The following is a 25,412-nucleotide window of genomic DNA, read 5'->3' as shown; positions in this document are numbered from 1 at the left end:
ATGTCAACCGGTTTGCCACCAAAATTTTCTATTTTAGAAGCCTCTTGGCTCCTATCCCCACAAACCGGTGCCATTGAACTGCCATCGCCAGCAACTCCCTATGCCGTGGGGATTCCCCGTATAAAATCGATGGGCAGGGTGAATACAATCCCGGTGTCCGGCTGGTCAAGGTCGCCAACTTCCCGTTCGATCACCTGAACCGCCGTTTCCACTTGGTCTTCCCGCAAAACAATCAACACCACTTTGTTATCCTGCCGGTCTGGGTCAGTGATGGAACGCAGGGAACGCAAAAAGCTGTTGTTTCCAGAACTGGAAAGCGCTTGGACCATGCCGGTGCTGTTGAGGATGGTAGCGCCTCGGATATTTGCCTTGACCAGCTCCCCCAGCAGCTCTTCCAGCACCTGAACTCGGGAGAGAATCAATACCAGTAATCTCATAAAAACCTCATTTATACCTTATTATATATAGGGAACATTTTCCTCTACTCTGCGCAGCCGTCGTGCAATTGGGGAACTCCCCGGCATCTTAAACCCTTCTGGCGAACTGGCAGGCCAGAAAAACAAGTGCCGGAGGGCCTTCCCACACTACAAGCCTTGCTGACAGCAATGGGGGAGCGACTGCAAAGAATTTATCTGGGATCCTTGTACCACAAAGCCTACACATATTTTAAGAATTGCGGTGCAGTTCTGCCGCAAAGGACCTCACCCAGCAAGAAATTCTTCCAACGCCATAGCTCCACTGTGGTTATTATACCATAAAAACACCCTGTCTGCCAGCAAAGCCGATGGGGAAAATTAACAAATTTCTCCTTGTCCCCTCCGTCTAATTATGCTATACTAAGGCTCAAAAATGGAGGTTGGCTATCTTCTACCCGCCGTTTCCAGGCGGGGATTTCGGCCTATACCCGATTCAGGAGTTCTAAGAATGAAAAAACGCTGGATTCTATTTGCCATATGTCTCATCGCCCATACTGGCCTGTCCCTCTGGCTGGTCACCAGCGGGCAGTTTCCCAAAGGGTATCTGTATTTTTTCCTGGTGTTTTTCCTCCTGTGGGAAGGACTCGCCCTGATACTGGTCCCCGCAAAGTTTGCCTCCCTGTCCGGCATGGAGCGTTGGGGGGACGGAATTTGCGCTGCCTTTACCCTGCTGATGGGGATTACCCTCCTAATATTCCCCCGATTTTTCGGTATGCTTCCCCCCATACTCATTGCTGGAGCCTTAGGGGTTGAACTGGCATTGGCCGCTGTATGCTTGGGGGTCGTCTATGGTTCCCTGCGCTTTTTGGATCAGCGGGAACGGGAGGAGTGGGAGGACGATTGATCCCCAAACCAAATATAGACTGCAAAGGAGTCCGGGAGCCGAATGGCTCCCGGACTCCTTTTTTCCGGAAAGGCGGTTATCCCTGTTTCTCCCCCATTACTGGTCAGTCACCCCATAAGTCCACTGATCCAGTCCGCCAAAATCACTGACATCCCGGTACCCCATGCGGATCAATTCCGCCGCGGCTTTGGCACTGCGTTTTCCAGTGCCGCAGTAAACCAGCACTTTGGCATCCAAATTGGGAATGATTCCCGGGGCAAGCTGGCGAACCTCTTGTTCAGGCAGCAAAACACTGCCAGGGATATGGGCTTTTTCATACTCCGGCTGGGTACGGACGTCCACTAGGACTACTTCCTGGCAGCTGTCCAGGATGGCTTTTGCCTGCTGGGCATTTAGTTTTTGACAACAGGGCTGTTGTTGTTTCACAGTTTTTCCCCCTTTGCTATGAGGTTTCCCCTCAAAACTAGTTTCCCCAATGCGTGCCAAATTATTGCGGCCTATTGAAAATGAGAAAACTTCTTCCCCGGCCTGTGTGGAAAAAGCTGACGAACCGCTGTGCAATTTGCCGAGAAAGATGGGATAATTCTTGACGAAAACCAAGGGTTTCTAGCGAAAAGAATTCACAGTTCCGCTAAAAAATACTCATTTTAGCAATATTGATATTATTTTATCAATTATTTGGGCAGAATGACGAGAAACATTTCATCCAGTCGTTAAATTGTGCCCAATATTTTTGGATAAATATTGAGTAAATCTATGATTTTTTTTTAAACTGTTGACTTTGCCATCTCATTCCCATAAAATATGCACATAGGCTTGTTTCAAATTTCAAATTTTAGTTTCAATTTGTTCATGATTGTGCTTGGACAAAAATCTCAGAGTAGGAGGGTTGTAGCCGCAGCGCCAACAAGTGTGGAGCCATAATTTGTGCAGGGCTCTGCCGGGCGTTTCCACTGAAACTAAAATCAGTCGGAGAAACAGCCGCAGGTTTTCCGTCGAAAGGTTCTTATATTTTCAGTGAGGTGAGTATTCATGGATTATTTAGAAATAGCCAATAGCCCTGTTATGTGGGCCGCTTGTACTCCTGCTATCGTTCTGGTTCTCGTCCAGGCCGCTATGTTTACCAAAAAAGCAATGAAAGACGGCAAGCGGATGGGCATCACCGATGAGCAGTTCAAAACTGCCATTAGCGCATCCTTCACCGCTTCCATCGGCCCCTCTATCGTTATTCTGATCGGCATGGTTTCTCTGCTGGCCTCTGTGGGCGGCCCTCTTTCTTGGATGCGGCTTGCTTACATCGGCTCTGTTACCTTTGAGCTGGGCGCTGCTGATAAAGCTGCTACCGCTGCCGGTGCCCAGCTGGGTACTTCCAGCATGACTGCAGAAGTATTTGCCTGCTGCGCATGGGTAATGTGCATCTGCTGCTTGGGCTGGATCATTGTCTCTGCACTCTTTACCGACAAAATGGATGTCCTGCGCGCCAAGGCTTCCGGTGGCAGCCCTGAAAAATTGGCTATCATCAGCGCCGGCGGCACCATGGGTGCATTCTCTTATATGACATTTGACCGTGCGTTCCCCCTCAACGTACAGACTTATGCAGCTGTCATCGGTTTCGTTGTAATGTTTGTATTGATCAGCTACGGCAAGAAATCCGGTGCAAAATGGCCTGCTAAATGGGGTATGACCATCGCAATGTTCGCCGGTATGCTCGGCGGTGCGTTCTTCCTGTAAGCTAAGGCTACCTCAGAATCAAACGATCTGTTCGTTAAGGAGTGACTATAATGGAAAACAAACACGAAGTTTTTTCAAAAGACTTTATCCCTTATATTATTAAATGGGGCCGTAGCTTGAACCTGTTCGGCGTTGTGCTGGTGTTTGGCCCCTGTATCGCCTTGGCTATGATGGGTATTTTCCCTGACTGGACCGCAGTTGGCCTGGGCTGCATCATGCAGATGTCCTCTTCCGGTTTGTTCTACGTGATTGAACCTATTTCTTACTTCACTGCCCTCGGTATCCCTGGAACCTACATGTCCTTCCTCTCCGGCAACATCGGCAACCTGCGTGTTCCCTGTTCGGTTATTGCCCAGGAGGCTGTTGGCGTGGAGCAAGGCTCTGAGGAAGGCACCATCATCGCCACTGTCGGTATCGCTGTTTCCATCGTGGTAAACACTGTTATCCTGACTCTTGGTGTTGTTGCAGGCTCCGCTGTCTTTGCTATGCTTCCTCAGTCCGTCAAAGACGCGTTCAACCTTCTGCTCCCCGCACTGTTCGCTTCGATGGCTGCTAACTCCATCGTCAACAACCCCAAGCTGGCCATGTACGGTGTGCCCGTTGCTGGTATTATGACCATCGGCAACAAGTTCGGCATGCTGAATTTCCTCCCCTCCCTGCTGCGGACCCCTGTCGTTCTGCTGGTATCCGTTTTCGGCACCATCGGCCTCGGCATGGCTTTCCTGACTGGCAAGGGCAACACCAAAGGCGAGGATGCTGGCCTGTAACTTTCCGATTCTTTCCCTGTGGATTCTCCTGGGTTTTTGATCTTTGCCCAGGGGAATCCAGATCAGGGTTACGGCCATCCTACGGGTGGTCGTATGAAAGAGGCTGGCAGGCAGAAAAGATCTGTTTGCCAGCCTCTTTCATACGATTGCTTTTTTTGTAGCAATAGGTATGTCCAACAAGTTCTTTGCATATATTGTGTTGTCCCACCAGGATTTTTAGAGAGGCTTATCCTCTCCCAAAATAAAATTCACCAAACAAATGAAAAGGAGATGTAATTCATGACAGGCACAATTGCTATGGAAAAGATTGAATCCCAGCGCGAGATGCTAAATGAACTCAGCTACAAAATCTGGGCGAAACCAGAAGTCGGCTATCTTGAGTATGAGGCTTGCAAACTGTCCTCCGAGGCTTTGAAAGCCGCCGGTTTTGAGGTTGAAGTGGGTGTGTTCGGTGTTCCCACTGCTATCCGTGCTTCCTTTGGCTCCGGCCATCCAGTTATTGGACTTCTGGGCGAGTATGACGCTCTTCCCGGTATGAGCCAGAAGGTCAAATCGGAAAAAGACCCTGTTGAAGCTGGTGCTCCCGGCCAGGGCTGTGGCCACAACCTGCTGGGCGTTGCCCACATCGGCGCTGCCATCGGCATGAAAGAAGAGATGGAGAAAAAAGGCCTGAAAGGCACCGTTGTTTTCTATGGCTGCCCCGGTGAGGAGCTGCTGACCGGTAAAACCTTCATGGCGAGAAACGGCGCTTTCCGTGATTTGGATGTTGCTTTCGCTTACCATCCCGGCAAATCCAACGTTGCTTCCGGCGGCGTTATGACCGGTTTGAACTCCGCAAAATTCCACTTCAAAGGCCGTACTGCCCATGCTGGCGGCGACCCCCACAACGGTCGTTCCGCTCTGGACGCTGTGGAGCTGATGAACGTGGGCGCCAACTACCTGCGTGAGCATGTCACCAGCGACGTGCGCATCCACTACACCATCCTGGAAGGCGGCACCGCCCCCAACATCGTTCCCGATAAAGCCTGCGTCTGGTACTATGTCCGTGCAATGTCCAGAGAGGCTGTTGAGGATACATATAACAGACTGGTCAAGGTCGCCAAAGGCGCTGCTATGATGACCGAGACCGAAGTAGAGATCGAATTCCTGGGCGGCTGCTACAACACCATGCCTAACATCGTTCTGGCTGAGTTGCTGACCGACACCATGAAAGAGAACCCCATGGAGCCTTGGACCGAGGAAGAGAAGAAATTTGCTCATGAGATGAACGTTCAGAGCGGTTCTCAGTGGGCTGTTATGTGCAGAGCTAACGGCGTTCCCGAGGGCACCGATCTGTTTGAGGGTGTCTGCCCCATCAACTACGCTAGCGGCTACGGCTCCACCGACGTGGGCGACGTTCAGCACATCTGCCCCACCACCATGCTCAACACCACTTCTGCCAACCTGGGCTCTCCCGGTCACAGCTGGCAGATCACCGCTTGCTCCGGTATGAGCATCGGCCAGAAGGGTATGGTTTATGCTGCTAAGATTATGGCAGTTGCTGGCTTGAAGATCCTGGAGGATCCCTCCATCGCTGAGAAAGCCAAAGCCGAATTCGATGAGAAGATGGCTGGTAAGTCCTACAAGTGCCCCATGCCTGAAGATGTCCCCGTTCCCTACACCAAGTAAATAAGATTTGTTAAATGGCAGGCGGGCTTATCTGCCTGCCATTTTTAAAAAAGTTATTTAAGAAAGGGGTTTGTCAATTATGATCGGATCAATCGCACTAGACGCCATCGCCGCCAAACGCGAGGCTCTGAAAGAGCTGGAGCTGAAAATCTGGAACACCCCGGAGATTGCTTACCTGGAAGTCGAGGCCTGCAAATGGACTGCAGAAATGCTGAAAAACGAGGGCTTCGACGTAGAAATCGGTGTGGGCGGCGTTCCCACCGCCATCAAAGCCACCTATGGTTCCGGCCACCCCGTAATTGGCCTCTTGGGTGAATACGATGCGCTTCCCGGTATGAGCCAGAAGGTTCAGACCGAGAAGGAGGCCGTTGAAGCCGGCTGCCCCGGCCAGGGCTGCGGCCACAACCTGTTGGGTGTCGCCCATGTGGGCGCTGCCATCGGCATTAAAGCGGAAATGATCGAGAAGAAGCTTCCCGGCACCATCATCTACTTTGGCTGCCCCGGTGAAGAGCAGCTGACCGGTAAACCTTTCATGGCCCGGGGCGGCGCTTTTGATGGCATTGATATGTGTATCGCTTGGCACCCCTCCAACGGTGACCGCATTTCCATCGGCACCCAGACCGCTCTTAACACTGCAAAATTCCACTTCAAAGGCCGCACTGCCCACGCTGGTGGTGATCCTCACAATGGCCGCTCTGCCTTGGACGCTGTGGAACTGATGAACGTGGGCGCCAACTATCTGCGTGAGCATGTCACCAGCGATGTCCGCATCCACTACACCATCACCGAAGGCGGCACCGCCCCCAACATCGTCCCCGACAAGGCTTGCGTTTGGTACTATGTCCGCGCCCTTTCCAGAGAAGCGGTAGAGGACACTTATGCCCGCCTGGTCAAGATCGCCAAAGGCGCTGCCATGATGACTGAGACCGAAGTGGAAATTGAGTTCCTGGGCGGCTGCTACAACACCCTGAACAACAAAGTCCTCGCCAACCTGGTTAAAGACACCATGCACGAAATTCCCCAGGAGCCCTGGACCGATGAGGAGATTGCATTTGCCAAAGCCCTCAACGAGCAGAGCCCCCAATATAAAGCCGGCTGCGCAGCAGTCAACCGCCCTGAAGGCACCCAGCTGTACGAAGGCCCCATGGAGATTGAGACTGCCAACTCCTATGGTTCTACCGACGTGGGCGATGTTCAGCACATCGTTCCCGGCATCATGATCCGCACCGCTACCTACAACATCGGCGCCCCCGGCCACAGCTGGCAGATCACTGCCTGCTCCGGCATGAGCATCGGTGAAAAAGGCATGAACCGTGCGGCTCAAGTCATGGCTGTTTCCGCGCTGAAAGTGCTCAACGACACTTCCATCTACGAAGCTGCCAAAGCGGAATTCGACCAAGAGATGGCCGGCAAAAAATATGTATGCCCCATCCCCGCTGAAGTTCCCGTTCCCTACACCAAATAGTTCTCATTGTAAAATCGGGCGGGGGTAACCCTCCACCCGGTTTTTTATCCCTATATGTTATGAGGGGGACTGCAAAATTGCAGAGTTCCTATATGTCCCAAAGGATTTCCCCTCTTTCCCCGACCCTGCATCTGGCGGAGGGCAATGCCCTCCGCCTTTGATTGCAACGGCATAGACAGATCCCCTAATCTTACAACAAAGGAGCTGATCTTTCCATGACTGGAGAAATCGCATTGAAGGTCATTGAAGAAGGCCGCGCCAAATTTGAGGACCTTTCCTACCACTTATGGGCTAACCCCGAGCCCGCTTACCGGGAATACATCGCCAGCGAGACCTGCATCAAAGCCCTGGAAGAGGCAGGCTTTGCCATCGAAAAAGCCGTGGGTGGGGTTCCCACCGCTTTCAAAGCCACCTATGGCTCCGGTTCCCCGGTGATCGCCCTGTTGGCCGAGTACGACGCGCTCCCTGGCCTGAGCCAGAAAGCGGTCTCCCACAAAGAGCCGGTAGAGGGCCAGAGCTGCGGTCATGGCTGCGGCCACTGCCTGATGGCTGGGGCCAATGTGGCGGCCGCTGTGGGCATCAAGGCGGAAATGGAGGCCAAAAATCTCCCCGGAACCTTGGTCTTCCTTGGCTGCCCTGCGGAAGAGCAGTTGACCGGCAAGGTCTTCATGGCCCGGGGCCATGCCTTTGACGGTTTGGATATAGCCCTCTCCTACCATCCTCTGTTCACCACAGAAGTTTCGGTGGGCAATTCCTCGGCTATGAACACCGCCAAATTTCACTTTAAGGGAAGAACCGCCCACGCCGGCGGCGATCCTCACAATGGCCGCTCTGCCTTGGACGCTGTGGAACTGATGAACGTGGGCGCCAACTATCTGCGTGAGCATGTCACCAGCGATGTCCGCATCCACTACACCATCACCGAAGGCGGCACCGCTCCCAACATCGTCCCCGACAAAGCCTGTGTCTGGTATTATGTCCGCGCCATGCGCCGGGAGGCGGTAGAGGATGTCTATGCCCGCCTAGTGAAAGTGGCCAAAGGCGCCGCTATGATGACCGAGACCGAAGTGGAAATTGAGTTCCTGGGCGGCTGCTACAACACCATGGCCAACATGGTCCTCTCGGAGCTTGTCCACAAAAACATGGGCGCAGTTCCCCAAGATCCCTGGACTCCGGAAGAGATCCAGATGGCCCGGGAGATGAGCGAGGCCAGTGGCCAAAACTGGGAAAATGTGCGCCGGGCTTACAATCTGGGCGAAAACGACACCTTGAGCAGCACCGTCCAGCCGATAAAGTTTATTGACCAATATGGCTCCACCGATGTGGGCGATGTGATGCACCTGGTCCCCACTGCTATGTTCTTTACCGCCAGTTTCCCCATGGGTGCCCCTGGCCACAGCTGGCAGAACACCGCCAGCGCCGGCAGCTCTATCGGCCATAAAGGCATGATCTACGGCGCGCGGATTCTGGCCAAGACCGTTCTGGACTGCTTTGAGAATCCCGATATTGTCAAAGCGGCCAAAGAGGAATTTGACAAAGCCACCGCCGGGAGCAAGTACCTCTGCCCCATCCCCGACGAAGTCCCTGTTCCGTAACCCCACAAATTCAAAAGGACCGGCCTATGGGCCGGTCCTTTTTCTTATTCCATCGGTTTGGTCTGAGGAGCATTCCCCCGCCGGAGGTAGGTCAGTTCGACAATGCCATTCTCCGCCTTGGTCTCCGCCAAAGCTAAGGGGATTGTGGAAAATCCCCCTTGGAAAAGGGGAATCCCTCCCCCCAGCAGCACCGGCAGGATGGAAATTTGGAACCGGTCGATAAGGCCCCTCTGAAGGAGCTGCCCAGCTAGGTCCGCGCCGCCGCAGACCCAGATGTCTTTGCCCGGCCGGGCAAGCAGCTCCCGCACCACTTCCCCTGCATCCCCACAGTGGAAGGTGATTCCCTCCTGGTTGACAGCCTCCCGATGGGTGAATACATGGCAGTGGAGCCCTGGATACGGCCACTCCCCTGGGGAGAGTTCCTCGGTCACCTGATGGTAGGTTGTGCCGCCCATCAGAATTGTGTCCACCTGCTGGAGAAACTGGGCATATCCCAGGTCTCCCAAATACTCTGGGTTCTCCCCAACCATCCAATCCACACCGCCGTGTAAATCGGCGAGATAACCGTCCAAACTCATCCCCAGGTATAATACCACCTGCCGTTTCATTCTGCCATTCCCCTTCCTCACCGGACTACAACTGCCCCCAGAACCCCGCCGATCCCTTCCTGGATCAAGAGATCTGCCCGATGGTCCAAGGGCGTGGCCGATTTATTGATCACCACAATGGGCCCCCCCTGATAATATTGAAGAAGCGCTGCCGCCGGATACACCGCCAGGGAAGTCCCCCCCCACGATGAGGAGGTCGGCCCGCTCCAACGCTTCCACCGCCTTTTGAACGGTGGCGCTGTCCAGGGATTCCTCGTACAGCACTACATCCGGCTTGACGATTCCGCCGCAGCTGCACCGGGGAATCCCCTCCGACTCCAGGATGAACCGGGCGTCATACCCTTTCCCGCAACGGGTACAATAGTTGCGGTGTACCGACCCGTGGAGCTCCAGCACTTTTCGGCTGCCCGCCAGCTGATGCAATCCATCGATGTTCTGGGTCACCACAGCCAGCAGTTTTCCCGCCTGCTCCAGTTCCGCCAGCTTTTTGTGGGCGGCGTTGGGTTTGGCATCCAGATAGAGCATCCGGCTGCGGTAAAAGGCAAAGAACTCCTCCGGGTTTTCCTTGTAAAAGTGGTGGCTGAGTATCTCCTCCGGCGGGTAACGGTACCTCTGCTGGTAAAGGCCGTCCACGCTGCGGAAATCTGGCAAGCCAGATTCCGTACTCCACCCTGCTCCGCTGAATGCGACGATCCGGCTGCTTGCGTCAACAAGTTCCTGCAACTTCTCAATAGCTGTCATGGATAGCCTCCTTATCTGTCTTACAAAGTCTTCCTTACCGGATATTATAGCACAAGTCTGTGCAAGCGGGGAAATTTCTTGGTGGCTCCCCCTCTTCCCACCTGGGAAATTCCGGTAAGCACTGGGTAAAACCTTTGCCATTTGTTTGACAGGGCCATCTTTTCCCGGTATAATATGGATGGATCAAAAACCCGAAATTTCGCACTTTGGAGGTTTTTTATATGGCAAAGAAGTTTATTGTGGAAACCAGCGCAAGACATGTACATCTGACCGACGCCGACCTGGAAGTCCTGTTCGGCAAAGGCGCCAAACTGACCCCGAAAAAAGACCTGTCCCAGCCTGGCCAGTTCGCCTGTGAAGAGAGAGTGGATCTGGTCGGCCCCAAGAAAACCATCGCTCGGGTGAGCGTCCTCGGCCCCACCCGTTCCCATACCCAGGTTGAGGTTTCCCTGACCGACGCCCGCACCCTGGGGGTTACCGCTCCTGTCCGCGAGTCCGGTGACATCGCCGGCAGCGGCGCTATCACCCTGGTTGGCCCTGCCGGCCAGATCGAACTGACCGAAGGCGTCATCGCCGCCAAGCGCCACATCCATGCCGACCCCGCTTCCGCCGCTGAGATGGGCGTCAAGGACAAAGATATTGTCAAGGTAAAACTGGACACCGAGGGCCGCGCCCTGATCTTTGACGACGTGGTCGTCCGGGTCAGCGACAAATACGCTCTGGCAATGCACATCGACACCGATGAGGGCAATGCTGCTGCTTGCTCCGGTGAAGTTTTTGGTGAGATCGTCAAGTAACTTTTTCTTCTAGTGACTGTAAAACAGCAGACCGCGCACCGCGGCCTGCTGTTTTTTCTTTCCAGAATCCACAAAAAATTCAAACAGACCTGCTATCCTAAAACCTGGAGGTGGTATCCCATGAAACGCATTTTGATTGTGGAGGACGAACCGGAAATCGGGGAATTTTTGCTGGCTTACCTACAGCAGGAGGGGTATGAGGCCGTTTGGGCCGGCGATGGCATGGAGGCAGTGGATGCCTTCCACCAGGCCCCCTTCGACCTGATCCTCCTGGACATCCTGCTGCCTAAAATAGATGGGTTTGGTGTGTGTGAACTGATCCGGCGGGAATCTCAGGTTCCCATTGTGATGCTCACCGCCTTAGACGGGGAGGAGGAGCAGATCAAAGGCTTTGACCTGGAGGTGGATGACTACGTGACCAAGCCCTTCTCCATCCCAATCCTGTTGCGGAAAATCCGGGCGGTGCTGCGCCGGTCCGGCGGGGAACCCGGGTCCGATTGCCTGCGGTACCGGGGGCTGGAACTGGACCTGGACGCCCGGGAATGCCGCCTTGGCGGGGTGCTTCTCGACCTGACCCAAAAGGAATTCGACCTGTTGACCGAGCTGATCCACAGCCAGGGCCGGGTTCTTACCCGGGAAGTTCTGTTGGGCAAGCTGTGGGGCTACGATTTTTTCGGGGATGAACGGATTGTGGACAGCCACATCAAAAACCTGCGCAAAAAACTGCTGGGGCTGGACTGTATTGAAACGGTGAGGGGGGTAGGCTATCGTGCTGCGAAAGAAAATTGAAAGCAGCCTCACTCTTCGGATCTTCTGCATCACCTGCCTGATGCTGCTGGCCGCCAGTGCAGTCACCTATGGGATCGTCGCCTTGGCCACCCCCTACACCTATGTCACCATCCTTTCAGACCAACTGATGGAAAAATCCCACGCCTTGGTGGCGGATCTGGAAGAGACCACCTTGAGGGAGAGCGGCCCAGTGCTGGATGGCTTTATCCGGGATACCCAAGCAGAGGTCACCATCTTCGGCCCCGACGGACAGGCGGTCGACACTGGTTCCCGCTTGGCTGCTAGGCTACATGAGGATGCAAACACGGTGGCGATCACATCGGTGGAAATCCAGGATGTGCAGGTCACCAAGGGCAAAGCCGCCATAGAAGAAGGAAGCCTCTCCTCTTATTCAGTGACTACAGAGAATTTGACCTATCCCTTTTCCTTCGCTGGGGAGGAGGGGGAATACACCGTCCACATCTCCCCTAGGGTCACCAAAGCCAACCAGACGGTCCAGGCCCTGGGCCGGGTCGCTCCTTGGCTGCTGCTCTGCATGGTGATTTTCTCCCTATTTTGCTCCCTTTTCTATTCCAGGTGGATCACCCGGCCCATTGTGCGGCTCAGCGGCATCTCCCAAAAGATGGCCGACCTGGACTTCGGCTGGACCTGCGGCGAAACCCGTCGGGATGAAATCGGGGTATTGGGCCGCAGCCTGGACCAACTTTCCAACCGGCTCTCCGCCGCCTTGGGGGAGCTGCGCTCGGCAAATGCCGCCTTACAGGAGGACATCCGGCGGGAGCGCCAACTGGAGCAGCAGCGGCTCGCCTTTTTTTCCGCCGTCTCCCACGAGCTGAAAACCCCGGTCACCATCCTAAAAGGGCAGCTCACCGGCATGCTGGAAGGGGTGGGTGTCTATGAGGACCGGGATAAATACCTGGCCCGTTCCCTCCAGGTCACCGCCCGAATGGAAGGGTTGGTTCAGGAGATTCTGACCGTCTCCCGGATGGAATCCTCCGGGTTTGCCCTCCAAACGGAGCCCTTGGACCTGGGCCGCTTGGCTGGGGACCAGCTGGCTTTGGACAGCGATTGGATGGAGCTCAAGGGCCTGCGCCTGGAAAGCGACCTTCCCCAAGGGAAGGTCATCTTGGGGGATCCCGCTCTTCTGGGCAAAGCGCTGGGGAACCTCATTTCCAACGCCGTGAATTATTCCCCTGAAGGGGCCGACATCACAGCGGCACTATGGGCGGCTGGGGGAAGGGTGGTCTTCACCTTGCAAAACAGTGGCGTTTCCCTGCCCCAGGAGGCCATCCCCCACCTGTTTGAAGCCTTTTACCGGGTAGAACAGTCCCGCAACCGGAGCACCGGCGGCAGCGGCCTGGGTCTCTACCTGGTTAAAATGATCCTCGACCGCCACGGGGCTGACTATTGGATAGAAAACACCTCCGGCGGGGTAACGTTTACCATGTCCTTCCCCGCCGCGCCGGAAACTCTGGTGGCTTCCTTCCCCAAAACCGCCCAACCCCAGGAGGCAGTCTCAAAGAGGGCATAAATCCAAGCAGGGCTCCCCGATGGGGCCCTGCTTCTATTTCTGCCTTGCCAAAAAGGCAACTTCCCCCCTTTTAAAAATCTAGTTGCATTTCATTTTAATGCATGGTACGGTTGGGATAGGATGCATCCGCTCTACACCGAAAGGGGAACTGCAATGAACCTTCACCTGGAAACCATTCCGCCCTGCCCTGTCGCAAAGATGGGGCGAACCGGACCCTACGGCGCCGAAAATGCCGCACTCATGGAGAAAATGAAAAGTTGGGCCCGGCTCCACAGCCTGATGGGGGCGGATTCCGTCCTCTATGCCATCGCCTGGGACAATCCCCAGACCACTCAGCCGGAGGACTGCCGCTACGATGTCTGCCTCGTCCTGCCACAGGGCCTTCTCCCACCAGATGGGGACATGACTTTGGGGCGGATTGCCGGCGGCCGATACGCCGTCGCCGTCCTTCCCCATACCCCGGAAGGAGTGGCAGAAGGCTGGGACCAGCTCTTCCCGGCCCTCTCCCAATTGGGGGTCCAGCCCGACCCATCCCGCCCTATTTTGGAGCGATACGCCGCCCGGATGATCCAATCCCACCAATGCGAACTCTGTGTGCCCATCCTCTGATTGCCCCTGTAATCCCCCCTCCCCGGAATGAAAAACATTCTGGGGAGGGGGGATTGTTTTTTGGGCATCCATCTCCACCAAAACTCCACACTCCCTCCAAGGATGCTCCAAATTGAATTGATAGACTGGGGACAGCAACCATTCAAAGGAGGAAACATCCATGCAGATTTCCATCGACCACCTGAGCATGACCTATCCAACCGGCAAACAGGCCCTGCAAGACGTGACCCTCTCTTTGGAGAGCCCCAGCCTCGTCGGACTCTTAGGCCCCAACGGGGCAGGCAAATCCACCCTGATGAAGCTGTTGGTGGCAGGGCTTCTCCCCACCTCCGGCTCCATCCAGGTGGACCGACGCCCCCTCCTGCAATGCGAAAGGGAGCTGAAGGCCAAACTGGGATATCTGCCCCAGACCTTCGGCCTTTATGAAGAGCTGACTGTCTGGCAGTTCCTGGACTATATGGCGGCCCTCAAGGGGATTGAAGACAGCACCGGTGCCATTGCGCGGGCCATCCGGGATACCAACCTGGAAGAGAAGAAAAAATGCCGGATCCGCTCCCTCTCCGGCGGGCAGCGCCAGCGGGTGGGGATCGCCCAGGCCATCTTAGGGGATCCCTCCTTCCTGATCTTTGACGAGCCCACTGTCGGCCTGGACCCGGAGGAACGGATCAACTTCCGCAACCTGTTTTCCCGCATTGCCCAGGATAAAATCGTCCTTCTCTCCACCCATATCATTGAGGATGTACAGTCGGTCTGTAACCAGCTGATCGTCATTGACAAAGGCCGCATCCTCTTCACCGGGGCCCCGGCCAGGTTGATTCAAGCCGCCCAAGGTCACGTGGGAGTGTTTGAAGAGGCCGACCGCCGGGAGGAGGAAGGCTTTTCGGTCACTGCCCGAGTCAACACCTCCTGTGGAGTTTCCTGCCGGGTAGTGGCGGTCCAGCTCCCCCCCTTTGCCCAGCCGGTGGAACCCACTTTGGAAGACGCCTATATGTACTGTGTGGCGCAAGGGGGGATTCGATGAGCCGGTTTTCCCTTTTCCGGGTGGAATTTTCCCGCCTGCTCCGCAGCCCCAGCTGTTGGCTGTCCACAGCTTTGACCTCCCTTGGCCTATTGGGGGGATTCTCTTATCAGGGGTCTACCACCATGGCCAGCATGTACCTTGCCCAGCAGCTGCGTTCCGCCACCTTGGTAGGGACGGTAGTCTTTTCTATCTTCACTCTTTATGAATTGAGCCGGGTGGAGCGAAACATCACCGACAGCATTATCTCCCCCCAAAGGCTTGCTTCCGTGCGGCTTTTGGGCATTCTGTGCGCCTCCCTTCTCACCACCTTCCTCACCGCGGCTCTCTACCTGCCCTATGCCGCTTGGAAACTGGGGGGTGTTTTTTCCCTTTCCGACTATCTTGCGGGATTTTTGCTGTTCCTCCTCCCCGCCCTTTGCTTTAGCGCCCTGCTCAGCGCCTCCTGCTACCAGATTGTGCGCCGGGCGGATGTTAGCTTTCTTGCGGTGCTGCTCTTCCTCATTCTTTCTCGCAGCGATCCCTTCCAGAACAAATTCCTCTGGCAGTGGTGCCTGCCCATGCTTCCCGCCCTCTCCGACGATTTCAGCAATGTGCTGGTCTTTCGCACCGCCGCCTACTCCCGGTTGGTATGGCTGCTATTCTTCCTTGGGCTGTGGCTTCTCTCCCTCCTCTGTGTCCGGCGATATGGCAAAGGCTTCCTTGGCTCCTTCCTACAGGGGCTACGGCAGGGGATGCTCCCCGCCTTGGCCGTTCTCCTCTTCTCGCTTGGCGGGATACTCTGGACGAGCCAGCCCTTTTTCGACAACTCCCCTGTGGACTGGATGGCAGTACAAGAGATAGACCACACCCAGGAAGGGCTATCCCTCCTGGGAACCCAGGTGGAAATCCGCGCGGTTAGCGACTGGGTTGGCAGGATGGACGGCTTTGCTACCTTCCAGATTCAAAACACCACCGGCCGGGAGCAGCCCCTCTACTTCTCCCTCAACACCGGATACCAGGTCAGCCGGGTCATCGCCAACGGGGTGGATATCCCCTTCGAAGACTTGGAGGACGACCTGATCAAACGGCGCACCTTGCGCTGTACCCTCCCGGCGGAGGAGCGGGTCGCCCTCCGGGTGGAATACGGCGGCGTCCCCCAGCTGTGGAATATCTCCCAAACGATGCTTAGCGGGGATTTGGTCAGCCGGGAAGAGGTTCAGCTCAATGGCACAGCCTTTTCCCCTGTCCCAGACCTGCTCATCGCGGGGGATACCATCCCTTTCCAAGCACAGATCACCCTGCGGGACAACCTGACCCCGGTGGCCTCTGGATTCCCCTCCCAGTTTCTACGGAATAACGGCGACGGCACCGCGACCTGGCTGCTCCAGGACCGCGGCGTCAATTCCATGACGGTATTCGCCGCCGATTACGTCAAGGTGGACATCAACGGAGGCGGCATGGCTATTGAATTCTACTACAGCCAAAAACACCAGCAGCAGATGACTGAGCTGGGCGCCATCGATGCCTTGGAAGCCGCCATCCGTTACTGCACCGAGCACTACGGTATGCGGGCCTTCCCTGAAGACCGGCCCTTTAAAATCATCCAGACCACCGAATTTTTATTTGGAGGGTTCGCTAAGCAGAACATCAGCGTCATCAGCGAAGCCAGCTTCACTGCCAACAACCTCTCCAACCCGGAAAAGGGGGCTAGTGGCGCAGAAGTGCTCGCCCATGAGATCATCCACCAGTGGTGGGGGCTGGGCGCCCAGCTAATGGATCCGGAGGACCCCTATTGGACCGATGAAGGGATCACCACCTACACCACCTACCGGCTGATGAAGAAGGAGAGGGGCCAGGATTATGCCGATCAGCACTACCTGGACATCTGGGAACGGGACATCGCCCACAACCAGAACAACTTCTACATCCGCCACCCCGAATACCTGGGGGCCCTGCGGGAGGAGTACCGGGTACAGCTGGAGTCGGAGACTCAGAGTATCATGTGGTACAGCGGTTACGCCCGGATGTTTGCCCGCGCTGCAGAACTGCTTGGCGGGGACGAAGCGTTGGACCAAGTCCTCTCCCACCTGTATCAAAATGGGGGAACCGAGATGCCCCCCTACATCACCCAGCAAGATTTTCTAGATGCCTCTGGGCTGACAAAGGAGGATTTGGGCCTTGCGTAAAATTTTTTATTACCAGTGCCGCCGGCTTCTATGCAACAAATTATTCTGGGGCTTATTGGCAGTAACCCTGTGGTACAGCCGGGAGGTGCTGTACGGCACAGTCATCCGGGGGGTGTGCAACACCGCGCCCTTTTCCCCCTGGAGCTTTGGGTATTACCTTACACTTCTTCTCCCCTTCCTCTGTGCAGCGGAACTGTTCTTCCTCTCCTTCTACACCTCCCCAGCGGAGAGGCGGGTGGAGGTACTCGCCAGCGCCACCCCTGTCTCCCCCAGGCACTATTCCTTCTCCCGATGGGGGGCATTGGCGGTAGGAACCGGACTTTTGACCCTTCTCATCCTCTTGATGGCCGGAGCCTTCTACGCCCGGATGTTCCGTTGGGACAGCTTTGGGGAACTCCTCGCCCCAGCGGTTTTTGTCCTGGTCCCCGCCCTTCTCTTCTTTTTGGGGGCGGGATGGTTTCTGGGAAACCTTCGCCACGTCCTTCTCTACCCGCTCATCGCCTTGCCTTTCTTATGTGCCTATCTCCCGCTGCCCCGCTGGCTCGACCCAGTAGGGGGGCGCTTCTTCCTCACCTATCCCCTGGAATTGGGGGTACTGGATCCCGGCTTCTCCCTCCCGCCGGATGTCTTGTGGGGCAGGGTGGGACTGAGTACCCTCGGCCTTCTCCTCCTCTTCCTCACCCGGAAAAAAAGAGGGTAACCGTCAAAAATCCCCTGGCCCTTTTTTAGGGCCAGGGGATTTTTATAGAGAGGCTTCGGTTTTTCTATTGCGCCCAAAACCCCACGGGTGTGGTGGATAAAAAAGGAGAGGACGCCAGCCAAGGCCGATTCATCCAAATCGAATTTGCTGTTGTGGTGGTTGCTCGACCCGTCCACCTGGGGAAGGATGTCGCAGTCCAGGAATAGGGGGCTTCTTCATCCGACCGGGACCATGGCCAGATATGGGTATTGATCCCCACCTTTTTCCCTCTGTATCATAGGCCAATTTCTCCTTACCCGTTGATTCTTGGCATGGCATCAGAACTGCCAAATAGATCATGGGAGCCGGCACGCGCTGGCTCCCATGGCAGATACTTATTTGGTGAGTTTTCCCAGTGCGTCCACCGCAACCTGGGCATAGAATGCGACGCCGATTTCCAGCGCCTCTTCGTCGATCTCATAATGGTCGCTGTGGCCGGGCCACTCGCCGCCCACGCCCAGCCGGAAGAAAGCGCTGGGTGCATACTTGGTATATTCGCAGAAATCCTCTGCACCCATGGCAGGGCTGTTGTGGGTGACCAGCTGAGGGTCGGTGACTTTGCGGGCTGCCTCAAAGCCCAGTTCCACCATGTTCTCCTCATTGACCAGCACATCGGTGAGCACATCGTACTCCACCTCGGCGGTGCAGCGGAAGGTCTTGGCGGTCTCCTCGCAGATTCTCTTGAGAACCACGGGGATCTGTTCGTGGACTTCCCGGCTAAAGGAACGGATGGTGCCCTCCATCACTGCCTCACCGGAAACGATGTTGAACCGGCTGCCGGAATGGATGGATCCCACGGTGACCACCAAGGTATCCATAGGGCTGAACTCCCGGCTGACCATGGTCTGGAGATTCAAAATCATGGCAGAGGCACAGACCGTAGCGTCCATGCCAGTCTGGGGATATGCGCCATGGCAGGCTTTGCCTTTGACGGTGATCTTAAACCGGTCGGCGGCGGCGGCAATCCCGCCGGGATGGCACTGGAGGGCCCCCACCGGGGTCTGTACCGAGCAATGGATGCCAAAAGCGGCGTCCACCCCTTCCATGCCGCCCTGGGCCACGACAGCCTTAGCGCCTTTGCCCACTTCCTCAGCGGGCTGGAACAAGAACCGGACGGTGCCAGGCAGCTCGTCTTTCATGGAGTTGAGAACCTTGACTGCCCCCAGCAGCATAGCAGTGTGGGCATCATGGCCGCAGGCGTGCATAAAGCCGTCGTTGACGCTTTTAAATGCACAACCGGTTTGCTCCTGGATGCTCAAAGCGTCCATATCCGCCCGCAGCGCCACTGTTTTGCCCGGCTTGCCGATCTCGGCGATAAGGCCGGTGGGCTCCAGCCGGCGATAGGATACCCCCAGCTCATCCAAGGCGGCAGCCACCTTGTCGGTAGTGCGGAACTCCTGGAAACTGGCTTCCGGATGCATGTGGAGGTCGCGGCGGAAGGCAATGGTTTCATCTTTGATCTGATGGGCTTTTTCTCGCATGACGTTCATAGGTCAGTCCCTCTTTCTTTTTATCCCCGCCCTGTTTCTCTTTCTCGGTTCGGGGTGATATATGGCCCAACTGCCGGCCAAAATTGACAAGGCAGAGGAAGGAAATTCCCCCTCCTCTGCCCTGCAAAACCGTCTTATTTGGAGAGTTTCTCCAGTGCGTCCAGGGCTACCTGGACATAGAAAGCCACGCCGGTTTCAAAGGCGTCCTCATCCGCTTCGTAGTGGTCGCTGTGACCGGGCCACTGGCCGCCCACACCCAAGCTGAAGAACGCCGCAGGGGCGTATTTGGTGTATTCAGAGAAGTCCTCGCCGCCCATGGCCTGGGCTTTCAAACCAATGTGCTCTGCGTCAGTGATCTTGGCTGCGGCCTCCAGGCCCAGGTCGATCATCTCTTTGTCGTTGATCAGCACTTCGGTGATGGCGTCGTAATCCACCTCAGCGGTGCAGCGGAAGGTCTTGGCGGTCTCCTCACAGATTCTCTTGAGAACCACAGGGATCTGCTCGTGAACTTCCCGGCTGAAGGAGCGGATGGTGCCCTCCAGGACAGCCTCTCCGGAAACGATGTTGAACCGGCTGCCGGAGTGGAAGGAACCTACGGTGACCACCAGGGGATCCATGGGGCTGAATTCCCGGCTGACCATGGTTTGCAGGTTCATAACCATAGCAGCACCGCAGACAGTAGCATCCATGCCGGTCTGGGGAGCTGCGCCGTGGCAGGCCTTGCCTTTGATGACCACAGAATAGCGGTCGGTGGCGGCATGGCTGGGGCCGTAGCAGGCCAGCAGTTTGCCAACAGGGGTCTGGACAGCGGCGTGGATACCGAAGATGGCGTCGACGCCGTCCATACCGCCCTGGGCGCAGACAGCCTTGGCGCCTTTGGCGACTTCCTCACCGGGCTGGAAGATAAAGCGGATGGTGCCGCTGAACTGGTCTTTGATGGAATTTGCAATCTTCACGGCGCTCAGCAGCATGGAGGTGTGGGTATCATGGCCACAGGCGTGCATGATGCCGTCGTTGATGCTCTTGAACTCGTAGTCGGTTTTCTCCTGGATGCTCAAGGCGTCCATGTCAGCCCGCAGGGCGACGATCTTGTCGGAATTGGATTTGGTGCCTTTGACCTCAGCAATAACGCCGGTGGGGTCCAGACGGCGGTAGCTCACGCCCATGGCGTCCAAAGCAGCGGCCACCTTATCGGTGGTGCGGAACTCCTCCATGCTAGGTTCGGGGTTTTTGTGCAGGTCGCGGCGGAAGGCGATGGTCTCCGCCTGTAGGTTATGTGCCATTTCTCTGATGTTGTTCATTGGTAATCCCTCTCTCTTTATCTCTGTCTATGGGTGGATAGGTTTTTATTTATTATAGCGAATCAACTTGCAAAAGTAAAGGATAAAGTGGGAATATTCCGCAGTTTTTCCATGGATATCCGGTAAACTTTTGGAGAAGTTGGAAAACTGCGTCCCCAGTCTTAGAAGCCGGCAATCCATTTTCTTCTGCGCAAATTCCCCAAAAGGCCCCTTTTCCCCTTTCCATTTTGCCAAATTTGCCGTATACTGGGGAAAGAGATGACCACCCCACTTCACATGAGAAAGGACCCGGCCGATGGAACAACAACAAGAACCCCAGTTTTCCCGGGAGGAAAGCGCCAACCGCATCAGCCGGCTGATCGCCAAAATATCCCGCGTCCATTGCAACTGTGTCAACGAGCGGCTACAGCCCCTCGGGCTGACCAATCTGACCTCCACCCACTTGATCAACATTCTGCGCCGCCCAGGGATGAGCCAAAACGAGTTGGCTTGCCTCCTGTCGGTGAGCAAGGTCATGGTGTCCAAAACTTTGAAACAGCTGGAACAGGAAGGCCTTATCACCCGCATTCCTGACCAGGAAGACAAGCGCCTCGTGCACCTGTATGTGACCCCCAGGGGGGAAGAGCTGGCCCAGGAGAGCATCGCCATCCAGCGGGAGATCACCTGCCTGGCTGCCAGCACCCTCACCCAAGAGGAGTGCATCTGTGTGGAAAACAAGCTTAATGAGGTATTGGAGCACCTTTCTTCCCTCATGGAAAAAAACCGCTGATCCTGCGGGCATGAAAAAAATCCCCGTCTCCCAATTGGGAGGCGGGGATTGCTTTGTATTCCATCGTTTGCCCTAGGCTTTCCAAACCTGGCGGAGGACCCGCAGGGCGTTGCCGCCTAACACCTTTTGGATGTCGCTGTCGCTGTAGCCGTGTTTGACCAGCCAGCGCAGGGCGTTCCACATGGCCTCGGTGGGGTTCTCCATCCCCTTGACATAGGGGACTTCTTTGTAAGAGACATCGCCTAATATCACCTTGGTGGAGAGGGTTTTGGCAAAGGCGTGGTGTACCCCCACATGGTCGCCGAACATGGTGTCCGGGCCAAAGCCAACGTGGTCGATACCCACCAGGTTTGCCATGTATTCAAAGTGTTCCATCACCGATTCCAGGTCATGGGTGTTGGCTGTATGGGTCATGGTTGTGTGGGGCGCGGCCTCCACACAGACAAGCCCCCCTTTCTCCGCGATGGCTTTGAGCAGCCGGTCGTCGCAGAGGCGTTTGCTGTCCCACAAAGCCCGGGCGCCCACATGGCTGCCCACAATGGGCTCCTTGGAGAAATTGGCCGCATCCAGGGCGGTCTGGGGCCCGCAGTGGGAGATATCGATGAGCATCCCCACCTTGTTCATCCGCTCCACACAGACCTTGCCGAAGCGGGTGAGGCCGCCGTCGTTTACCTCTTTGATGCCGCTGCCCAGGGCGTTCTGCTCCGAGTACACAAGCCCCAGAAGGCGCACCCCCAAGCCGTAGAGGATGTCGATGCGGTCGGGGTCATTCTCAATGGGGGCAGCCCCCTCGATGGCGGCAACCCAGGCGATCTTCCCCTCCCGGTGGGCCCGCAGGATGTCTTCGGTGGTGCGGCAGTGGATGAGGAAATCCTGGTGGGCGATGTCGCACAGGCGCATGCCCAGGTCGTGAAGGATGTCCTGCCACTTCCATCCCCATTTGGAGGAGATGGTGTTGAGGCCATCCATCATGTTGTCGAACACACAGTCCAGGCAGGAATGGGAAAGGGCCTCATAATCCGAGACGTTGCGGCCGCTTCGATTGTAATCGCCGATTTCCTTCTCGGTCATGTTTTTGGGGAAGCGGACCAGGTGGTCATGAAGGGAGATGATGACACTCTCCTTGGCCAAGCGGCGGACCCGCTCCTCCTGGTTTTCATCCAAGGGTAGGCGGTACTCCCCTGCCCAGTTCCACTCTTCCAGGGAAAAAGGCTCATAATCTTTGCCCGCCTCCAGATAGGAATAGGGCTGGTAACCTTGATATGCGGTTTTAATACCCATTGGGTTCCCTCCTCATTATTTAGACATCTTATCCAGGATGGCGATGATCTCATCCACCTTCTCTTCTGCATCCCCCGTCTCAAATGCGTCCTTGACGCAGTGGGACATGTGGGCCCGGATGATCTCCTTGTTGGCTTTGCGCAGGATGGATTCGGTGGCCAGCAGCTGGTTGGAGATGTCCACACAGTAGCGGTCCTCCTCCACCATTTTCAAGATGCCGTCCATCTGCCCCCTGGCTGTTTTCAGAAGCCGGGTGATTTTGTCTCGGTCTGCTTTCATGTTGTATATTCCCCTTATATATTACTCTAGGCCGACCACTTCATAGCCCGCTTCGGTGACGGCGTTTTTCAGGGTCTCGTCGCTCACCTCTTTGGAGAGTTGGATGTGGGCGGTTTTGGCTTCCAAATCCACCTTGGCGGTGACGCCATCGATGGCGTTCAGGGCTTTTTCCACCCGGCCGGAACAGTGGGCGCACATCATGCCTTCAATCATCATGGTCTTTTTCATAGCAGTTTCTCCTTTTTCTTCCGTTGTTTCTATTATGGTGTGGGTTTCCACCACAGCCTCAGTTGCCTTCAGCTGCTGGTTTTTATGGAACTTGGGTTTGAAGAGCTTGAGCCGCAGGGCGTTGGAAACCACGCAGACCGAACTCATGCTCATGGCGGCGGCGCCAAACATGGGGTTCAGCTTCCAACCGAAGGAGTTGAAGAATACGCCGGCGGCAAGCGGGATGCCGATGGAGTTGTAGAAAAGGGCCCAAAACAGGTTCTCCTTGATGTTGCGGATGGTGGATTTGGACAGCTGGATGGCGGTGACCACGTCCAGAAGGTCGCTCTTCATCAGCACGATGTCGGCGGATTCGATGGCCACGTCGGTGCCTGCGCCGATGGCGATGCCCACGTCCGCCCGGGCCAGGGCCGGGGCGTCGTTGATCCCGTCGCCCACCATGGCCACTTTACGGCCTCCCTCTTGGAGGGCGCGGACCTCCTTCTCCTTGTCCTGGGGCATCACTTCGGCGATGACCTTTTTGATGCCCAGCTGCTTCTGGATGGCGGCGGCAGTGCGCTTGTTGTCGCCGGTGAGCATGACCACGTCAATGCCCATGGCGTCCAGCTCGGCAATGGCCGCCGCACTGGTGGGTTTCACCGTGTCAGCCACGGCGATGAGTCCCAGCACCTTCTCCTGGGAGGCGAAGTAGAGGGGCGTCTTGCCCTCCTGGGCGAGGCGTTCCTCCTCCTTGGCAAAGCTGCCTGCGGGGATGCTCTGGGCCTCCATCAGGCGGCGGTTGCCGGCGTAGTAGAGGGCTCCGTCCATCCGGCCGGAGATGCCCTGGCCCGCGGTGGCGGTGAAGCCGGTGGTGGGGGCAGGCTCAATGCCGCGCTCTTTGGCGCCCGCTACAATGGCTTCGGCCAAGGGGTGCTCCGAGGGCTTCTCCAGGGAGGCTGCCACTGTCAGCAGCTGCTCCTCGCTGACCCCAGCGGCGCAGACCAGGTCGGTGACCCGGGGCTTGCCTTCGGTGATAGTTCCGGTTTTATCCAGCACCACAGTCCCGATGCTGTGGGCCACTTCCAGCGCCTCGGCGGATTTGATCAAAATGCCGTTCTCCGCCCCTTTGCCGGTGCCCACCATGATAGCGGTGGGGGTGGCCAGGCCCAGGGCGCAGGGGCAGGAGATCACCAGCACCGAAATGCCGATGGAGAGGGCAAACTCGAAGGATTGGCCGGCCAGCAGCCAGCCGATGGTGGCGATAAGGGCCACCGCGATGACGATGGGCACAAACACGCCGCTGACCTTGTCAGCCATCTTGGCGATGGGCGCTTTGGAGGAGCTGGCCTCCTCCACCAGGCGTATAATCTGGGAGAGGGCGGTATCGTCCCCCACCTTGGTGGCCTGCATTTTAAAGTAACCGGATTTGTTGATGCTGGCGCCGGTGACCTTGTCGCCAGGCTGTTTTTCCACCGGGATGCTCTCACCGGTGAGGGCGGATTCATCCACAGCGCTCTGTCCTTCCAGCACCACCCCGTCCACCGGGACAGTCTGGCCGGGTTTGACGATGACCACATCGCCGGGGAGAACCTCTTCCACTGGGATCTCCACCTCCTGGCCAGAGCGCTCCACCAAGGCGGTTTTGGGGGCCAAATCCACCAGTTTGGTGATGGCCTCGCTGGTTTTCCCCTTGGCCCTGGCCTCAAAGAATTTGCCCAAGGTGATCAGGGTCAAAATCATAGCTGCCGACTCAAAATACAGGTCCATACTGTACTGGCTGACCAAAGCCATGTCCCCATGGCCCAAGCCGTAGCCGATCTTATAAATGGCATACACACCGTAGACAATGGCGGCGGTAGAGCCGATGGCGATGAGGGAATCCATGTTGGGAGAGCCTTTGAACAAGGTCTTGAACCCCACTCGGAAGTACTTTTCATTGACGATGGCCACCGGCAGCACCAGCAGGAACTGGGTAAAGGCAAAGGTGATGGCGTTCCCGTTGCCGTGGAAGAAATCCGGCAGGGGCCAGCCCATCATATGCCCCATGGAGATGTAGAACAGCGGCACCGAAAAGAGGAAGGATACGATGAGCCTCCGCTTCATGCTGTCGATCTCCGCTTTGGCGGTGTCCACCGGGCGCTCCTTGCCTTTGCCAGCGGAACTTTGTTTTTGGTGGACCACTGCATCGTAGCCCCCATCCTGCACCGCTTTGATGATGGCGTTTTCATCCACTGCGGCAGGGTCATACTCCACCGTCATATTGTTGGCCAAGAGGTTGACGTTGACCTCCTTTACACCGGGCAGTTTTCGCACGCTTTTATCCACATGGGCAGAACATGCCGAACAGGTCATGCCCATGACATCGAACTTTTGACTGGACATTCTTTCAACTCCTTTACTCCCCACCCCAGGGGGGTGTATTTTCTTCAATATATCCCCTCTTGGGGGATTTGTCAAGACCCTTTTGGGATTCTTCTTCCCCTGTACACCGTCTGCCCTCCTTGCATTCCAGGTACGCCGGTGATAAAATGGTTGTATT

22 protein-coding genes and 1 pseudogene are annotated in these 25,412 nt (G+C 56.3%); 14 read left to right on the top strand and 9 right to left on the bottom strand.

Annotated features, from left to right (window positions below; all coding sequences use genetic code 11):
• Nucleotides 1–98: 98 nt before the first annotated feature.
• Nucleotides 99–437, bottom strand: a complete 339-nt coding sequence (locus RDQ42_RS02510) for a hypothetical protein (RefSeq protein ID WP_071427373.1) — start codon at nt 435–437, stop codon at nt 99–101.
• Between the two features lie 487 nt (nt 438–924).
• On the opposite strand from RDQ42_RS02510, the gene RDQ42_RS02505 reads away from it, so the two are divergent.
• Complete coding sequence (locus RDQ42_RS02505; RefSeq protein WP_054332098.1) at nt 925–1,320, top strand: hypothetical protein; 396 nt, start codon at nt 925–927, stop codon at nt 1,318–1,320.
• A 96-nt stretch (nt 1,321–1,416) separates the two neighbouring features.
• Here RDQ42_RS02505 and RDQ42_RS02500 read toward each other — a convergent pair whose 3' ends face one another.
• Nucleotides 1,417–1,746, bottom strand: a complete 330-nt coding sequence (locus RDQ42_RS02500) for a rhodanese-like domain-containing protein (RefSeq protein ID WP_071427374.1) — start codon at nt 1,744–1,746, stop codon at nt 1,417–1,419.
• A 606-nt stretch (nt 1,747–2,352) separates the two neighbouring features.
• On the opposite strand from RDQ42_RS02500, the gene RDQ42_RS02495 reads away from it, so the two are divergent.
• The 5 genes from RDQ42_RS02495 (at nt 2,353) to RDQ42_RS02475 (ending at nt 8,546) form a co-directional block, all read left to right on the top strand.
• Nucleotides 2,353–3,051: a DUF5058 family protein gene (locus tag RDQ42_RS02495; protein WP_071427375.1), complete on the top strand. Its 699-nt coding sequence runs from the start codon at nt 2,353–2,355 to the stop codon at nt 3,049–3,051.
• 50 nt (nt 3,052–3,101) lie between these two features.
• On the top strand, nt 3,102–3,818 hold the full coding sequence (locus RDQ42_RS02490) for a hypothetical protein (protein ID WP_071427376.1): 717 nt from the start codon (nt 3,102–3,104) through the stop codon (nt 3,816–3,818).
• A gap of 279 nt (nt 3,819–4,097) precedes the next feature.
• Complete coding sequence (locus RDQ42_RS02485) at nt 4,098–5,486, top strand: amidohydrolase (RefSeq protein WP_054332101.1); 1,389 nt, start codon at nt 4,098–4,100, stop codon at nt 5,484–5,486.
• Nucleotides 5,487–5,565: 79 nt separating this feature from the next.
• A complete protein-coding gene (locus RDQ42_RS02480) occupies nt 5,566–6,951 on the top strand; it encodes an amidohydrolase (protein ID WP_231358741.1) in 1,386 nt (461 codons plus the stop codon).
• A 215-nt stretch (nt 6,952–7,166) separates the two neighbouring features.
• The gene (locus tag RDQ42_RS02475) at nt 7,167–8,546 is read left to right on the top strand and encodes an amidohydrolase (protein ID WP_231358740.1); all 1,380 of its coding nucleotides are present in this window, start codon (nt 7,167–7,169) and stop codon (nt 8,544–8,546) included.
• Between the two features lie 44 nt (nt 8,547–8,590).
• On the opposite strand, the gene RDQ42_RS02470 is transcribed toward RDQ42_RS02475, so the two are convergent.
• Together RDQ42_RS02470 and RDQ42_RS02465 are read right to left on the bottom strand one after the other, a co-directional pair.
• The gene (locus RDQ42_RS02470; protein ID WP_308588213.1) at nt 8,591–9,154 is read right to left on the bottom strand and encodes a dihydrofolate reductase family protein; all 564 of its coding nucleotides are present in this window, start codon (nt 9,152–9,154) and stop codon (nt 8,591–8,593) included.
• Nucleotides 9,155–9,171: 17 nt separating this feature from the next.
• A pseudogene (locus tag RDQ42_RS02465) lies at nt 9,172–9,895 on the bottom strand (NAD-dependent protein deacylase).
• Between the two features lie 221 nt (nt 9,896–10,116).
• On the opposite strand from RDQ42_RS02465, the gene pduL reads away from it, so the two are divergent.
• The 7 genes from pduL to RDQ42_RS02430 all read left to right on the top strand — a co-directional run bounded on the left by pduL (nt 10,117) and on the right by RDQ42_RS02430 (nt 17,507).
• On the top strand, nt 10,117–10,692 hold the full coding sequence (gene pduL, locus RDQ42_RS02460) for a phosphate propanoyltransferase (protein WP_308588211.1): 576 nt from the start codon (nt 10,117–10,119) through the stop codon (nt 10,690–10,692).
• A 120-nt stretch (nt 10,693–10,812) separates the two neighbouring features.
• The gene (locus tag RDQ42_RS02455) at nt 10,813–11,481 is read left to right on the top strand and encodes a response regulator transcription factor (protein ID WP_071427379.1); all 669 of its coding nucleotides are present in this window, start codon (nt 10,813–10,815) and stop codon (nt 11,479–11,481) included.
• A complete protein-coding gene (locus RDQ42_RS02450) occupies nt 11,462–13,012 on the top strand; it encodes a HAMP domain-containing sensor histidine kinase (RefSeq protein ID WP_231358737.1) in 1,551 nt (516 codons plus the stop codon). Before RDQ42_RS02455 ends, RDQ42_RS02450 begins: the two co-directional genes overlap by 20 nt.
• A 153-nt stretch (nt 13,013–13,165) precedes the next feature.
• Nucleotides 13,166–13,621, top strand: a complete 456-nt coding sequence (locus RDQ42_RS02445; RefSeq protein WP_269215310.1) for a GyrI-like domain-containing protein — start codon at nt 13,166–13,168, stop codon at nt 13,619–13,621.
• A 160-nt stretch (nt 13,622–13,781) separates the two neighbouring features.
• Nucleotides 13,782–14,642 carry an ATP-binding cassette domain-containing protein gene (locus tag RDQ42_RS02440; RefSeq protein ID WP_054332107.1) on the top strand — a complete coding sequence of 287 codons (861 nt, stop codon included), beginning with the start codon at nt 13,782–13,784 and terminating at the stop codon, nt 14,640–14,642.
• Entirely contained in the window at nt 14,639–16,807 is a 2,169-nt protein-coding gene (locus tag RDQ42_RS02435; RefSeq protein WP_308588209.1) for a M1 family aminopeptidase, read from the top strand. The genes RDQ42_RS02440 and RDQ42_RS02435 overlap by 4 nt, the downstream gene beginning before the upstream one ends.
• Entirely contained in the window at nt 16,800–17,507 is a 708-nt protein-coding gene (locus RDQ42_RS02430) for a hypothetical protein (protein WP_308588207.1), read from the top strand. Before RDQ42_RS02435 ends, RDQ42_RS02430 begins: the two co-directional genes overlap by 8 nt.
• 374 nt (nt 17,508–17,881) lie before the next feature.
• Here RDQ42_RS02430 and RDQ42_RS02425 read toward each other — a convergent pair whose 3' ends face one another.
• Entirely contained in the window at nt 17,882–19,036 is a 1,155-nt protein-coding gene (locus RDQ42_RS02425) for a M20 family metallopeptidase (RefSeq protein ID WP_071427384.1), read from the bottom strand.
• A gap of 134 nt (nt 19,037–19,170) precedes the next feature.
• The gene (locus RDQ42_RS02420; protein WP_054332110.1) at nt 19,171–20,337 is read right to left on the bottom strand and encodes a M20 family metallopeptidase; all 1,167 of its coding nucleotides are present in this window, start codon (nt 20,335–20,337) and stop codon (nt 19,171–19,173) included.
• 295 nt (nt 20,338–20,632) lie between these two features.
• On the opposite strand from RDQ42_RS02420, the gene RDQ42_RS02415 reads away from it, so the two are divergent.
• On the top strand, nt 20,633–21,106 hold the full coding sequence (locus tag RDQ42_RS02415) for a MarR family winged helix-turn-helix transcriptional regulator (protein ID WP_054332111.1): 474 nt from the start codon (nt 20,633–20,635) through the stop codon (nt 21,104–21,106).
• A 72-nt stretch (nt 21,107–21,178) separates the two neighbouring features.
• Here RDQ42_RS02415 and RDQ42_RS02410 read toward each other — a convergent pair whose 3' ends face one another.
• The 3 genes from RDQ42_RS02410 to RDQ42_RS02400 are packed head-to-tail and all read right to left on the bottom strand — an operon-like array spanning nt 21,179 to nt 25,255.
• The gene (locus RDQ42_RS02410) at nt 21,179–22,387 is read right to left on the bottom strand and encodes a dipeptidase (protein WP_054332112.1); all 1,209 of its coding nucleotides are present in this window, start codon (nt 22,385–22,387) and stop codon (nt 21,179–21,181) included.
• 15 nt (nt 22,388–22,402) lie between these two features.
• On the bottom strand, nt 22,403–22,666 hold the full coding sequence (locus RDQ42_RS02405; RefSeq protein WP_054332113.1) for a metal-sensing transcriptional repressor: 264 nt from the start codon (nt 22,664–22,666) through the stop codon (nt 22,403–22,405).
• A gap of 21 nt (nt 22,667–22,687) precedes the next feature.
• Nucleotides 22,688–25,255, bottom strand: coding sequence for a heavy metal translocating P-type ATPase (locus tag RDQ42_RS02400; protein ID WP_071427385.1), 2,568 nt, complete (start codon nt 25,253–25,255; stop codon nt 22,688–22,690).
• Between the last annotated feature and the right edge of the window lie 157 nt (nt 25,256–25,412).

The organism is uncultured Merdimmobilis sp. (assembly GCF_902471145.1).
Classification (GTDB): Bacteria; Bacillota; Clostridia; order Oscillospirales; family Ruminococcaceae; genus Merdimmobilis; species Merdimmobilis hominis.
This window is presented reverse-complemented; position numbering and strand designations above follow the sequence as displayed.